Annotated in this window: 12 protein-coding genes; 6 read left to right on the top strand and 6 right to left on the bottom strand. The window is 67.2% G+C overall.

Features of this window, described 5'->3' with window-relative positions; translation table 11 throughout:
- Window positions 1-48: 48 nt before the first annotated feature.
- Together ACOI2T_RS02105 and tgt are read right to left on the bottom strand one after the other, a co-directional pair.
- Window positions 49-1,281 (bottom strand): cytochrome P450, encoded by a 1,233-nt coding sequence (locus ACOI2T_RS02105; RefSeq protein ID WP_409502440.1) that lies wholly within the window; start codon window positions 1,279-1,281, stop codon window positions 49-51.
- Between the two features lie 41 nt (window positions 1,282-1,322).
- Entirely contained in the window at window positions 1,323-2,555 is a 1,233-nt protein-coding gene (tgt, locus tag ACOI2T_RS02100; protein WP_067851589.1) for a tRNA guanosine(34) transglycosylase Tgt, read from the bottom strand.
- Window positions 2,556-2,622: 67 nt separating this feature from the next.
- Between tgt and ACOI2T_RS02095 the strand changes: the two genes are divergently transcribed.
- Entirely contained in the window at window positions 2,623-3,069 is a 447-nt protein-coding gene (locus tag ACOI2T_RS02095; protein WP_234790901.1) for a lipoprotein LpqH, read from the top strand.
- On the opposite strand, the gene ACOI2T_RS02090 is transcribed toward ACOI2T_RS02095, so the two are convergent.
- Window positions 3,056-3,964: a haloalkane dehalogenase gene (locus ACOI2T_RS02090; protein WP_409502439.1), complete on the bottom strand. Its 909-nt coding sequence runs from the start codon at window positions 3,962-3,964 to the stop codon at window positions 3,056-3,058. The two genes, ACOI2T_RS02095 and ACOI2T_RS02090, sit on opposite strands and share 14 nt — an antisense overlap.
- Window positions 3,965-4,100: 136 nt before the next feature.
- On the opposite strand from ACOI2T_RS02090, the gene ACOI2T_RS02085 reads away from it, so the two are divergent.
- From ACOI2T_RS02085 to ACOI2T_RS02065, 5 genes are all read left to right on the top strand, one after another.
- On the top strand, window positions 4,101-4,619 hold the full coding sequence (locus tag ACOI2T_RS02085) for a lipoprotein LpqH (RefSeq protein WP_085143413.1): 519 nt from the start codon (window positions 4,101-4,103) through the stop codon (window positions 4,617-4,619).
- A gap of 76 nt (window positions 4,620-4,695) precedes the next feature.
- A complete protein-coding gene (locus tag ACOI2T_RS02080) occupies window positions 4,696-6,009 on the top strand; it encodes a PE-PPE domain-containing protein (RefSeq protein WP_409502438.1) in 1,314 nt (437 codons plus the stop codon).
- Between the two features lie 12 nt (window positions 6,010-6,021).
- On the top strand, window positions 6,022-6,675 hold the full coding sequence (locus ACOI2T_RS02075; RefSeq protein WP_409502437.1) for an SGNH/GDSL hydrolase family protein: 654 nt from the start codon (window positions 6,022-6,024) through the stop codon (window positions 6,673-6,675).
- A 10-nt stretch (window positions 6,676-6,685) separates the two neighbouring features.
- Window positions 6,686-8,458 (top strand): penicillin-binding transpeptidase domain-containing protein, encoded by a 1,773-nt coding sequence (locus ACOI2T_RS02070; RefSeq protein WP_409502436.1) that lies wholly within the window; start codon window positions 6,686-6,688, stop codon window positions 8,456-8,458.
- Between the two features lie 96 nt (window positions 8,459-8,554).
- Complete coding sequence (locus tag ACOI2T_RS02065; RefSeq protein ID WP_067851581.1) at window positions 8,555-8,791, top strand: hypothetical protein; 237 nt, start codon at window positions 8,555-8,557, stop codon at window positions 8,789-8,791.
- On the opposite strand, the gene ACOI2T_RS02060 is transcribed toward ACOI2T_RS02065, so the two are convergent.
- From ACOI2T_RS02060 to ACOI2T_RS02050, 3 genes are read right to left on the bottom strand one after another with little or no spacing between them, the layout of a single operon-like run.
- Entirely contained in the window at window positions 8,788-10,578 is a 1,791-nt protein-coding gene (locus ACOI2T_RS02060) for a diol dehydratase reactivase ATPase-like domain-containing protein (RefSeq protein ID WP_409502435.1), read from the bottom strand. The genes ACOI2T_RS02065 and ACOI2T_RS02060 overlap by 4 nt on opposite strands.
- The gene (locus ACOI2T_RS02055; protein WP_409502434.1) at window positions 10,518-10,850 is read right to left on the bottom strand and encodes a diol dehydratase small subunit; all 333 of its coding nucleotides are present in this window, start codon (window positions 10,848-10,850) and stop codon (window positions 10,518-10,520) included. Before ACOI2T_RS02055 ends, ACOI2T_RS02060 begins: the two co-directional genes overlap by 61 nt.
- On the bottom strand, window positions 10,847-13,066 hold the full coding sequence (locus tag ACOI2T_RS02050; RefSeq protein WP_067851803.1) for a propanediol/glycerol family dehydratase large subunit: 2,220 nt from the start codon (window positions 13,064-13,066) through the stop codon (window positions 10,847-10,849). Before ACOI2T_RS02050 ends, ACOI2T_RS02055 begins: the two co-directional genes overlap by 4 nt.
- Window positions 13,067-13,136: the final 70 nt, after the last annotated feature.

Genomic DNA, 13,136 nt, shown 5'->3' with positions numbered 1-13,136 from the left:
TATCCGTCGGGTTTGCCGGATTCTGATACGCGATCAGCGCAAGAAGCGCTATATGGCTACGGAAAGCGTCGACATACCCCGCAAGGTCAGATTTCGTTTGTACACCGGTTCCTCAGTGAGCCGGGCCTGCGGAAAGCGCCTCGTCACGGCAGACAGCGCGACCGCGGCCTCCAGCCGGGCCAACGGCGCGCCCAGGCAGAAGTGCGGCCCCTTGCCGAACCCGAGGTGGCGGATCGCGCCGCGGTCCGGGTCGAACTCGCCGGGCCGGTCGGTGACCGCGGCGTCGCGGTGCGCGGCAGCCAGAAGCAGCAGCATCGTGTGACCCTTGGCTATCGCGGTGTCGCCGATTGTCATGTCGTCACCGGCAATTCGCGACACCAGTTGCACCGGCGGGTCGTACCGCATGGTTTCCTCCACCACGGCCGGGGCCCGGGCCGGGTCCGCGGCGAGCGCCGACCACTGGCCGGGGTGACGAAGCATCGCCAGGATCGCGTTGGCGATCAGGTTCACCGTGGTTTCGTGGCCCGCGATCAACAGCAGGTTGCACGTCGCGATGATCTCGTCCTCGGTGAGCTGGTCCCCGGACTCCTCGACCGCGATCAACCCGGACATCAGGTCGTCACCCGGTGCTCGCCTGCGTTGTTCGATGAGCTCGCGCAGATACTCTCGCAACCACTGTCCGGCCTTCATCTGTTGATCGAACAGATCGGACGATTCACCGGTCACGGTGAAAAACGGGTCAAGAGCCGACGCCAACAGCTCCGAGGCGTGGCTGAACTTGGGCTCGTCCTCGATCGGGACACCGAGAAGCCGGCAGATCACCGCAACCGGCAACGGGTAGGCGAGATCAGCGATCGCCTCGAACCGGCCCCGCTCCTCGACGGCGTCCAGCAGCCCGTCGACCAGTGCGGTGATATCAGGTTCGAGCGCGTTGATCACCTTGGGCACAAAGGCTTTGCTGACCAGCTTGCGCAGCCGCGTGTGGTCGGGCGGGTCGAGGAACAGGAAGCTGGTGGTCCCCCGCGGCCGGGGTTCGGCCTCCTCGGCCATCTGGCGTTGCGTCATCGTCGACTTCATCGGGTCGCTGCACGACGAGGGATGCCGCAACACCTCGTCGCAGTCCGGGTAAGAACTGAACACGGTGAGAGCCGCGTCGGCCAGATACAGCGGCCCGCAGGCCCGGATCCGGTCGTACAGCGGATACGGATCGGCCCGGTTCGACGGGTCCAACATCTGAAGCATCAAGGCCTGTGCGGCCTCACCATCCGCGATGGTCGTCATCTCTTTATTGTGCACACGTCGAAGAGGGCGCCAGGTCAGCGCTACCGCACGGGCGTCCCGTAGTAGCGCCCGAGCACATGCGCGCGGAGCTCGTCGAATTCGCCCGCGACGATGGCGGCCCGGATCTGGTCGACGAGCCGGATCACGAACCGCTCGTTGTGGATCGTGCACAGCGTCGCCGACAACATCTCCTTGGCCTTGAACAGGTGGCGGATGTAGGCGCGCGAGTAGTTGGCGCACGTGTAGCAATCGCATTCGGCGTCGATCGGCGTGAAGTCCCGTTTGTACCGCGCCCCGGTGATGTTGAAGCGCCCGGTCGCCGAATACACCGCGGCGTTGCGGGCCACGCGTGACGGCGACACACAGTCGAACGTATCGGCGCCGGCTGCCACCGCGTCGAACAGATCATCGGGCTCGCTGATCCCGAGCAGGTGCCGCGGCTTGTCGGCGGGCAGCTCACTGCTGACCCATCCGACGATGGTCGCGAGGTTCTGTTTCTCCAGCGCCCCGCCGATGCCGTAGCCGTCGAAACCCTCGCCGTTCGGCCCGACGATCGTGGTCAGCCCGTGCGCGGCCTGGCGCCGCAGATCCTCGTATTGCGCGCCCTGCACGACACCGAACAGCGCCTGCCGCGGCCGCTCCGGCGTCGACTCCTGCAGCCGCTGATGCTCGGCCAGGCATCGCACCGCCCACTCATGCGTGCGTTGCACCGAACGTTCCTGATAGCCACGGGTGTTGACGAGCGTGGTGAGCTCGTCGAACGCGAAGATGATGTCGGCTCCGAGCTGATGCTGGATGCCGATCGAGACTTCCGGCGTGAACCGGTGGGTCGAGCCGTTGAGATGCGACCGGAACGTCACGCCGTCGTCGTCGACGACCGCGAGGCGTTCCTTGCCGTCGGCGATGATGTCGTCGGCCTGCACGCGCTGGGTGTCCATGGCCAGCACTTTCTTGAATCCGACGCCCAGCGACAGCACCTGGAACCCGCCACTGTCGGTGTACGTCGGCCCCGGCCAGTTCATGAACGCGCCGAGGCCGCCCGCCTCGGCCACGATGTCGGGGCCCGGCTGCAGATACAGGTGGTAGGCGTTGGCCAGAATTGCTTGGGCGCCAATCTGTTTCATCGTTTCCGGCAGCACCGACTTGACGGTCGCCTGGGTGCCCACCGCGATGAACGCCGGGGTGTGGATGTCACCGTGCGGAGTGTGGATGGTGCCGACCCGGCCGAGTCGGCCGGCTAACTCGGCCTCCACGGTGAAGTACGGCTGGTCCACAGCAGGTATTCAACCGGATGCGCGTCCGATTTCCGTCATCGGGGCGGACGCGACCATACTGCTGCTCGTGAAGCACCGATTCGCCATCACCACCGCTGGGTGCGCGGCCATGCTGGCCGCCGTTGTCGGGTGTTCGTCCGAGGAGTCCGGTTCGGCGGGCGGCTCGCAGTCGGGTGAGGCCAAGGTGACGTTCGGCAGCAACGATGCTGGGCCCGTCACCTCGGTCGGCTGCGAGACGAAAGATGGTTTCACCACCATCAACATCGAGGGCAGCCTGCACACCACCGTGATCGTCACCGACGGCGAGGCTCCTGCGGTGGAGTCGGTGAGTATCGGCGAGGTGGGAACCGACAAGCCGTCACTCGCCTACATCGAAGGGCTCTCGAGCCAGCCGGTGGTCGCCTCGCGCGACGCCAAGAGCTATACCATCACCGGTACCGGCGCGGGCACCGATGCGGCGAACCCCGGCACGCCCGTCGACATGCCGTTCGACATCGCGGTCACCTGTCCCTGAGAAACGCCACGATCGCCGCGGCGAGTTCCTCGCCGGCATCCTCTTGCAGGAAGTGGCCGGCGTCGGCGATCACCGGATGCTCGATGCCTCGCGCGCCGCGCATCTCGCGCTGGAAGATCGCGGCCATCGGCCCGGTGATGGGATCGCCGTCGCTGAACGCGACCAACATCGGAGTTTCGCTCGCGGACAACGCTTCCCACGCCGAGCGGTTGGCCGCGGCGGCGGGGTCGTCGGGCGTGGTGGGCACCAGACCGGGCATCGCCCGCGGCCCGGCACAGTACGAATCGTCGGGAAACGGGGCGTCATAGGCGGCGCGGACCGCATCGCTCATGGGCCGCAGGCATCCCGACGCGACGAACCTCCCGACTTCGATCGTGGGCAGACCTTGGATGGCCGAACGGAACTGCCACCAGATCTCCGGCATCGGGATGTCGCCGGTGGGCAGCCCGGTGTTCGCCACGACGATGTTGGCGAACCGCTCGGGGTGTTCGGCAGCCAGCCGCAGCCCGATCAGGCCGCCCCAGTCCTGACCGACCAGGGTCACCCGGTGCAGGTCCAACACGTCGAAGGCCAGTGCGCGGACCCATTCGACGTGCCGCGCGTAACTGTGGTCGTCGATCCGCGCCGGTTTGTCAGATCGACCGAACCCGACCAGGTCGGGGCAGATGACCCGGTGGCCGGCCGCCACGAGGATCGGAATCATCCGGCGGTACAGGTAGGACCACGATGGTTCCCCATGCAATAACAGCACCGGTTCGGCGTGTGCCGGACCCTGTTCCACCCAAGCCATCCGCAGCGTTCCACCCTCGCCGTCATCGACCTCGCAGTACTTTGGGGCATAAGGGAATTCGGGTAGGTTGGCGAACCGTTCGTCCGGCGTTCGCAGTGTCTGCATGAAGGCGAACTTACGGGCCGGCACCGCCCCGCCCGAGCAATTCGCGCAATCGGGTACCGGACAACGGAGCTGACCCCATACTTTCCGAGACGGTCTGCTGATCTTGACGGGCCGCACAACCGTGAGGAGAACAGTGGTGAAGCGTGGGTTTCTGGTAGCTGTCGGCGGCGCCGCGATCGTCGTCGCCGGCCTGTCTGGCTGTTCGTCTGATGAGAAGGGTTCGGATTCGACCGAGGCGTCACCGACGGCGACCGCCTCGGTTTCGCCGTCGGCATCGGTGCAGGCAGGTGATGCCACAGCAACCACCGGCTCGGGTACCGCGCGGGTCGTCATCGACGGCAAGGAAACTCCGGTCGAAGGCAGCGTCGTGTGCGCGACCGTCGCCGGCAATGTCTCGGTCACGGTCGGCCAGGGCATGTCAGCCGTCACCGCCACGCTCTCCGAAGGTGACCAACCGACCGTCAGCGCGGTCGCGCTCGGCAACATCGACGGCGTCAGCCTCGGTTACACGCCAGGCGTGCCAGGCGGCAGCGCCGAAGCCACCAAGGACGGCAACAAGTACACGATCAAGGGCAACGCGACCGGCGCCGACATGGCCAATCCGATGGCGGGCGCGGTCACCAAGCCGTTCGAGCTCGAAGTCACCTGCCCGTAAGTTTTTCAGCCGAGTGTGGGCCCGGGGCCATCCCGGGCCCACATCCCATTTCCGTCCATTCGATCCGAGGAGCACGGTGGCAAGGCATCGCAAACGTCAGCGCCGATCCGCAGTCATGGTGGCCGGGGCCACCGCAGGCATCACCACGGCACTGGCATTCGGCCACGCCCCCAGCGCCACCGCAATCGCGATTCCGCCCAACGACGTCGTCGTCGGGGTGGGCGGCGCCGGCAATACGACCAGCGACCGCATCAAGAACAAATTCCAGGGCCAACTCGTCGCGAACGATCATCCATTCGTCGGCGTGCAGTATCCGGCTCTGCTGCCGGTCGATCCGAGCGTGGAAGCCGGGATTCCCGCCCTGCGCGACGCCGTCGACGCCGAGATCGACGGCGACAGGACCGTGCTGATCGTCGGCTACTCTGAGGGCTCCCTGGTCGCCGAGAGGTACAAGCGCACACTGCTGTCGGACCCGGGTGCGCCGGCTCCCGCCGACCTCAAGTTCTTGTTCCTCGCTTCGCCGTTCGTACCCAACGGCGGGATCTACTCCCGCTTTCCCGGCATGGCATTCCCCGGCTTCGTCAGTACCGGCGCCGCGGTCCCGTCGCCCTACGACGAAACCTTCGTATCGCTCGAATACGACCTGATCGCGGATTTCCCGGCCTACGCCAACCCACTGTCGATCGCGAACGCGGTGGCGGGCATGAAATACGTGCACGGCGACCACGGGCCCGACAACGTCGACCTCGACGACGACGACCAAGCGGTGCTCGTCGTGACGACCCCCGAAGGCGGTACCGACACCTACGTGCTGATCCGGGCCGAACACCTTCCGCTCCTGCAACCGGTGCGCGATTTCTCCGCCGCACTGCAGACGACCGCACTGACCGAGCCGGTGCTCGGCGCCATCGAGCCGACGCTGCGGGTCGTGATCGACATGGGCTACACCGATCGCGACTACCAGAATGCGGACAAGCCGACGCGGTTCTCACTGTTCACTCCGCACGACCGCATCGCCGACGCCATCGAAGCGCTGCCCGAGGCCATCGACGAGGGCGTCGAGAACTTCCGCAACGGATTCCCCACGGCGCCTTCGACATCCGCCGACCGTGACGAGGAGCCGGCCGACAAGCCCGAGCTGCGGGCCGTGCCTGAACAGGATGAGCAGGCCGAGCCTGACGAACGCGAGGAGTCGAAGCCGCAGGACGACACATCTGACGCGGCACCCACCAAGCCGGACAAGCCGAAGAAGCCCAAACTGTCCGAGCGGCGCGACACGCTGCCCAAGGCGGTGTCCCGTGCAGTCGACAAACTGAAGAAGGACCTCAACCCGAAGAAGCACGACGCCGACGCACCCGCCGAGAAACCCTCCGACGACGACGGCGTGTGATCTGCTTGGGCCATGGCTGCCAAGCGAATCCTGTGTTTCGGTGACTCACTGACCTGGGGCTGGATCCCCGTCGAGGACGGCGCGCCAACGGACCGGTTTCCGGCCGACGTGCGCTGGACCGGGGTGCTGGCCGAGCAGCTCGGCGCCGAATACGAGGTGATCGAGGAGGGCCTGAGCGCCCGCACCACCAACATCGACGATCCGACCGACCCGCGCCTCAACGGGGCCGGTTATCTGCCGTCGTGCCTCGCGAGCCACCTACCGTTGGACCTGGTCATCATCATGCTGGGCACCAATGACACCAAGGCCTACTTCCGGCGTGAACCACTCGACATCGGGGTGGGCATGTCGGTTCTGGTGACGCAGGTCCTGACCAGTGCCGGTGGGGTGGGGACGTGGTATCCCGCCCCGCAGGTGCTGGTCGTGTCGCCGCCCGAACTCGCCCCGATGCCCCACCCGTGGTTTCAGCTGATCTTCGAAGGCGGCCAGCGCAAGTCGGCCGAACTGGCCAAGGTATACAGTGCGCTCGCGTCGTTCGTGAACGTGCCGTTCTTCGACGCGGGCTCCGTTATGACGACTGACGGCGTGGACGGAATCCACTTCACCGAGGACAACAACCGCGATCTTGGCGTGGCCCTGGCCGAGGAGGTCCGGGCACTGCTGTAAAGCTGGAGGGATGAATCGTCTCGCGTGTGCGTGGCTGCTGCTGTTCGGCCTGCTTCTGTCGGTCGTCGGTTGCTCGTCGTCCCCTGACCCTGCCGACCGCTTCGCCGCGTTCGCCGATGCGCTGCAACGCAAGGACGCCCACGCCGCGGCGGCCCAGACGAGCGATCCGGCGGCGGCTGAACCGGTGATCGCATCGATGTTCGACGGCATGGGCGAGGCCGCGACGGTCAAGGTCAGCGCCCAACCGCAAGAGGACGACGAGGCCGCCTCGACGCTGAAGTACCAGTGGTCGTGGGGCGAAGGACACGATTTCGGCTATGGCACCACCGGAACCGCCGCCAAGAGCGGTGACGACTGGCTGATCACCTGGGCGCCGACGCTGCTGCACCGCGATCTGCAACCCGGTCTGACGTTCCAGTACAGCCAGGACAGCGAGTTGCAGACGCCGGTGCTCGACCGGACCGGGCAGCCGCTGATGACCTGGCAGACCGTGGGGGTGATCACGCTCGACCGCACCCATCTGGCCTCGGCTGGGCCGCTTGCCGCGGTGCTGACGCGGTTCGATGCCACGACCACGGCGGAATCGATCGGCGCGCAGTTCAATTCGACGTCCGACGACCGCGTGACCGTGATGAAGCTGCGCGAAGACGACCTGGCACAGGTGCGCGATCAGCTCGCCCAGATCGCGGGTGTCACCGTCGCCGAGCAGGGTGAGCTGCTGACGGCCGACCGCCAGTTGTCGTCACCGGCGATCAGCGGGCTCGGGGAGCTGTGGCATGACCGGATCACCAAGAACGCCGGCTGGTCGGTGTACCTGGTCGACGGCGAAGGCGCTCCGGCGCAGCAGCTGAAATCGACTCCGCCCGCCCAGACCGATCCGCTGCGCACGACGCTGGACCTGCGCCTGCAGCTGCTCGCGCAGCAAGCCGTCGCGCAGGAGAGCCGGCCCGCGGTTCTGGTCGCGATCTCGGGTTCCACGGGCGGCATCCTGGCGGCCGCACAGAATCCCGCCGCGGATCCGCAAGGGGCGATCGCGTTCTCGGGTCTGTATCCGCCCGGGTCGACGTTCAAGACCATCACCACCGCCGCGGCGCTGGAGGCCGGCCTGGCGACTCCGGACAGCCCGGTGGCCTGCCCCGGCCAACTGACGATCGAAAACCGCACGATCCCGAACGACGACAACTTCGATCTGGGCACGGTGCCGCTGACGTCGGCGTTCTCGCACTCCTGCAACACCAGCATGGCGGCGCTGTCCGACAAGCTGCCTGCCGACGCGCTCACCAACACCGCCCGCGACTTCGGCATCGGCGTCGACTTCGCCATTCCGGGCCTGACCACCGTGACGGGACGAGTTCCCAACGCGGACAATGCCGCTCAGAAGGTCGAGAACGGCATCGGGCAGGGCACCGTGACGGTAAGCCCGTTCGGGCTGGCAGTCGCCGAGGCGAGCCTGGCCCACGGCTCGACGATCCTGCCGACCCTGGTCGACGGCGAGAAGACGACGGCCGACACGGAGTCGGTGTCGTTGCCGCCGAACGTCGTCGAGGCGTTGCGCGCGATGATGCGCATGACGGTGACCGAAGGGACGGCCAGCGAGCTCAGTGACATCGCCGATCTCGGCGGCAAGACCGGCACGGCCGAGTTCGGCGACAACACTCATTCGCATGGGTGGTTCGCCGGTATCGCCGGTGATATCGCATTCGCGACGCTCGTCGTGGGCGGAGATTCGTCGGCTCCGGCAGTCAAGATCTCCGGCGATTTCCTGCGCCCCGCTACCAGCTAGCCATACCCGCGAAATGGACGTCAGCAGTGGCGACTACAAGTGGCCGCGGCGCGATAGTTGGTATCGCAAACGCGACAACCGACTCAGGAGACCATCATGAAGATGCCACTCAAGTTCATCGCACCGTGGCTGGCCGCAGCGGCAATCGGCGGGGCCGTTGCCTTTGCACCTGTCGCCAGTGCTGCCGATACAAATACTCATTCACAGGTCTCCGGTACCGACCCGCTGGTGCCCGTCGGCACCGACCCGGTGATCCCGTACCGGCTGGGCTATGTCGACTCCAACCACGACGAAGCCAACACCACCGGCGGCGGAGTCGACCTGCCGTTCTAATGTCCGGCTGCGGACAGATGCACGAGGCCGGACGCGACCGCGAACCGAGGTCCGTGAATGCCGTCGATGTTGGCCCGCCCCACCACGATCGCAACCGCCCGCAGCGACTCCCCCACCGTGCGCAGCAGTTCGTCGTCGAGTGCGCCGCCGCCCGCGAGTACCAACGCCGTCGGCGGCTTCTCGAACGCCTTCATGCACCGCGCGATGTTCGCCGCCACGGTTTCCTGTTTGATGGCCAACCGCAGACTGCGCCATTCTTCGGCGGCCAGCTTGTTCGAGAACGGCACCAGACCGACGGTGCCGCGCGTACACAGCCGTCCGATCGCCTCTGCGGGTGCCGGAGAATCCAGAAACAATCGCCGCCCGTCTTCTTCGTGGGCGACATGTGGCCCTTCGACCCGGATGGCCGGGGTCCTCTTGACGCGCTCGGCAAGCGCGCGAGGTATGTTCAGCATGCGCGAGACCGCCACGGTGATGGTCTCCCCCGCGCCCGCGGCCGTCACAATGCGGTCATCACCGACGAGATCGATTGTCCCGCCGCCGATGTCGCACACCACGGAATCCGGTGGCAGGCCCGGTGTGGTTCGCGCACCCCAGGCCGCGGCCTCGGGTTCGGTCGCGATGGTGCGTGCGGGCCGGTCGGTGAGTTCACCCAATGTGGCCGCAGCGTCCTCGACATGGTCGGCAGCCAGCAGGGCGACCACCGTACCGCGCGCGTCGGCGACCCCACGGCGCAGCCATGCCCCGTTGTCGAGCGCGGACAGGTCGGTGAAAAACGCGTCGTCGACCGCCATTTCGTGATGCGGTAGCGACCGCAACCGGATCCGCACCACGTTGCCCGGAGGTTCACGGCGCAGGATGCTGTGCGCTTGCGCGGGTGAGTAACGCACCGTCGGCGGTGCCGACAATTCAGCCTTGGCCTCCCCGTCCACCCTGAACTCCACGTAGTCGTCGTCCACGGCAGGCGGACGGGGCGGTCCGGTGCGCGGCGTGACGGCGATGGCAGGCGAATCGGAAAGCTCCCTGGTGAACTCGGCGACCTCGCGGATCTGCTCATGTCCGAGTTCGAGCGCGGCACAGAGTGCGATTGGGTCGGCCAACGCGCGGTACGCGCGCCCCGCGGCCACGACTTCGAGGGCGACCAGCACGCCGGCCTCCAGACCGGCGAGATCCACCTCGTCGACCACGGGCACGTCGACCGGGATGCGGTTGCGGATCAGCACCGCATCGTCCTGTGCGGCCAGCACGCCGACGATGTCCCAACCCCTGGCCACCGCGTCGCCGATCGCCGCAGCCGCGTCCTCGAAATCGGTGTCGCCGTCGACGGAAACGATTGTTGCGCCGGTTGATACGGCACCGTTCAGGTCGGCCAATGGCACATGGTGGCCAACCGCGTAACCGGTACCGGCCGGGGTACTGGCATCGGGCCTTCGCAGGCTGCGCACCGGCGCGTGCGGCGTCGCGGCGGGCGCGAGGGGCGCCGTCTCGGTGTCGACCGGCCGGATCGCCGACAACACGAGTTCGTCGGCCCGGGTGCCGGATTCGACCTCGATGCGGTGCAGCAGCGCGGCCGCACCCGCGAGCGAGTCCCGCGAGCCCTTGCGACCCCGCGTGGGCGCCTGCCCGTGTCCGACGGGATGCACGGCACCGCCGGCGACGCGGGCGAGCACGATTTCGGTGGTGTGGTTGCCGACGTCTATGCCCGCGACGGTTCTGGCGCCACCGCTCACCGCAACAGGCCCCGGCGCGCGTAGACGTCGGCGGCCTGGCGCACGAGCTCGGCGCATCGCGCCGCACCACGCCCCTCCAGGGAGGCCTGCAGCGCAGCCAGATCCTCGGCGGTCGACCGGTGTGGACGCAGCGCCTCGTAGAGGTTCATCACGTCTTCGTCATCGATCGTCGCCAATTCGGCTGCGCGCAGGAAGTTCTCGGCGAGTTGTGGGTTGCCGTTCTCCTCGGCGATCACAGCCTGGTGGGCGAGAACGGCAGGATCCATCCGCAGATCGGACAGTTCGAGCTTGCCGTCGACTGCTGCCTCGACAGTGAACTTCTCGCTCATTTCCGGGTGACCTCCACCGTGACGGGCGCCTGGCCCGGTTCGCTCGCGTCGCGTTCCAACGCTACGAGCGCGACGGCCCGCGCGTGGTAGCGCGCCGATATCGATTCGTCGGTACCACCGGTCAGGATCGGCACCGGGGCCATGCCCTTGGCGTGGCGGGCCGCGTTACGGCCGAGCTCGCGATAGTTGCGCGCGGTGAGCAACGGGGCGACGCTGAACAGTTCCAGGTTGGCCAGCGGCGCCAGGTCGCGGCGGTGGATCAGCGCAGTGCCCTTGCCCTGCAGGCCTATTCCGATGCCCGAGCCCGACAGCTTGGCGGCGGTCAGCCCGATGAGGCCGACGTCGATGGTCGAGCGGATCCGCACGAACCGCGGCACACAGCCTTCTTCCTCCAGCCCCGCCGAGATCTGCCGGATCACCTCCCCGATCGGCAGCCCACACAGCGTGAGCCACACACTGCGACCCAGCGCCGGCGACAACCCGATGCACACCTCGCGCGGATCACTGCCCTGCCGGGCCGGCTCCACGTCGGTGACGACGAGGTGTCCGGCATGCTCGGCCTGATCGGCCGTGAGCTCGGCCGCGCTGCGTTGCTGGCGGATGTTGTCGATCTCGGCGCGGCGCTCGTCGCTCAGCGTGTATCCGGTTCCGGGCCCGGCATAGTCGTTGGGGTCGGTGATCTTGGACAGCACCCGGAACTGTTCGTCGAATATGGCCGAGGTCTGCAGTTGATCGCCGCGCAGGCGTTCGGCGGTCAGCCGCATGATGGCCTCGGCTTCCTCGCCGTAGCCGGTGCGCTTGAGTGAGGCGACGATGTCGAACACCGTGAGCTGCTTGGCCTCGATGGCGTTGGCGGCCTCGGCGACGGCCTTGGGGTCACCCGGTGGGAGATCGCGGGATCCGTTGGCCAGTACCACGTCGTCGATGTGGCTGTCGTCGAAATCGGCCAAGCCCAGGTCCCGGTAGACGGCTTGCACGGCCGTGGCCGCGCGGCGGCGCACCGCGGCCAGATGTTCGGCCGATACCGTGCGCAGTCCGCCGTCGGCACCCCAATCCCGTTGCAGCACAAGGAAGTCGTCCATGTCGTCAGAGTTGAAGTTCGACAGCGCGAACGCGTTGTCGTACCGCGGGATGGAGCCGAAGCCGGAGAAGATGAAGTCGGCTCCGGCGAGCAGCACGGGCAGCGTGTGGGCGCTGCGGCGGATGTCGGACTCCGAAATGAGATTGTCGTTGCCCGCGCATGATTCGAGATCGCGCATCATAACCATGAGGTTTTCGGCCAGCAGCTCCTTCATGCCCTCCGGCACCGAGGCCACCACGCCGACACCGTCGATACCGCCGTTCTGCACGCCCTGCGAGCCCAGCGCCCGCGCCAAGGACACACAGCGCGATTCGAGGTAGAGGATCGAGCACTTCTCGGCGGCACCCATCAACACCTCGGCCCCGCCGCCGCTCGTCACCCGCATCTTGAGTCCGCGCGACGCGTAGGCCGACGTGAGGATGGCCTTGGAGAACGGCGTGTCGTCGCCGTCGACGAACACCTGCTCGGTGCCGTAGATCGAAATGGTCTCGGCGTAGCTGGTGAGCCCGCGCAGCCCCAGCCGCAGCTCCATGGCTTCTTCGATGGAGCACTGCGCCATCGCGCCGGGCACCCCTACCTGCGAACCGATCAGCAGCGCAACGGCATTCGACGGCGCGTCACCCAGCACGGGCACCGTCGTCTCGACCTCCCGGAAGCCGTAGGCCACCGCGCTGGCGGCATCGGCGGCGATCAGCATCGGATCGTCGAGTTGATTGGTCACGTGAGCCTGGTTGCTCGGCGTGCGACGGGCCCGCATCTTGGCCATCGCCATCTGCATCTCGACGGGCGTGAGAACCGCGACGACCTTGGCCAGTTTGGCCGGGGTGGTGCCGCCGATCAGTCGCACGACCTCAGCACGTGGCACGGACAGATCGACGGCCATGCGGGCGAGTTCGACGTCGGAGAGCGCCATCGCCTCCGGCGCGACGTCGAGGTCGATGCCGTAGCGGGCGATGAACTCGTCGATCACGTCGAAGTCCTCGGCGGCCTTGCCGTCCATTTCCACGACGCGCCCGTCGCGCACCACCAATGACGGGTCCGGGTCGTTCGGGCTGCTCATCGCGGCCAGGCCGAGGTCGGGGTTGGCGACACTGAAACCATCGAGATTCACGGGTTTCGCGTCGAGAATCCGCATCCGACCGAGGGCGTCGGCGCCGTTATCCGTCACGGCAACCATTTTGCGTTATTGCACCTATTTGGTCTAC

This window comes from Mycolicibacterium wolinskyi str. Jessa 2025 (assembly GCF_049241375.1).
GTDB lineage: Bacteria > Actinomycetota > Actinomycetes > Mycobacteriales > Mycobacteriaceae > Mycobacterium > Mycobacterium wolinskyi.
Note: the sequence above shows the minus strand (reverse complement) of the source record. Positions and strands in the feature narration are given on the sequence as shown.

Bases quoted from the DNA above. Each gene is read 5' to 3' on its own strand.
- ACOI2T_RS02075 (WP_409502437.1), top strand. From the start codon at position 6,022: ATGGCTGCCAAGCGAATCCTGTGTTTCGGTGACTCACTGACCTGGGGC.
- ACOI2T_RS02090 (WP_409502439.1), bottom strand. From the start codon at position 3,964: ATGCAGACACTGCGAACGCCGGACGAACGGTTCGCCAACCTACCCGAA.
- ACOI2T_RS02055 (WP_409502434.1), bottom strand. From the start codon at position 10,850: ATGAGCGAGAAGTTCACTGTCGAGGCAGCAGTCGACGGCAAGCTCGAA.
- ACOI2T_RS02065 (WP_067851581.1), top strand. From the start codon at position 8,555: ATGAAGATGCCACTCAAGTTCATCGCACCGTGGCTGGCCGCAGCGGCA.
- ACOI2T_RS02060 (WP_409502435.1), bottom strand. From the start codon at position 10,578: ATGCGCCGAGCTCGTGCGCCAGGCCGCCGACGTCTACGCGCGCCGGGG.
- ACOI2T_RS02070 (WP_409502436.1), top strand. From the start codon at position 6,686: ATGAATCGTCTCGCGTGTGCGTGGCTGCTGCTGTTCGGCCTGCTTCTG.
- ACOI2T_RS02050 (WP_067851803.1), bottom strand. From the start codon at position 13,066: ATGCGGATTCTCGACGCGAAACCCGTGAATCTCGATGGTTTCAGTGTC.
- ACOI2T_RS02105 (WP_409502440.1), bottom strand. From the start codon at position 1,281: ATGACGACCATCGCGGATGGTGAGGCCGCACAGGCCTTGATGCTTCAG.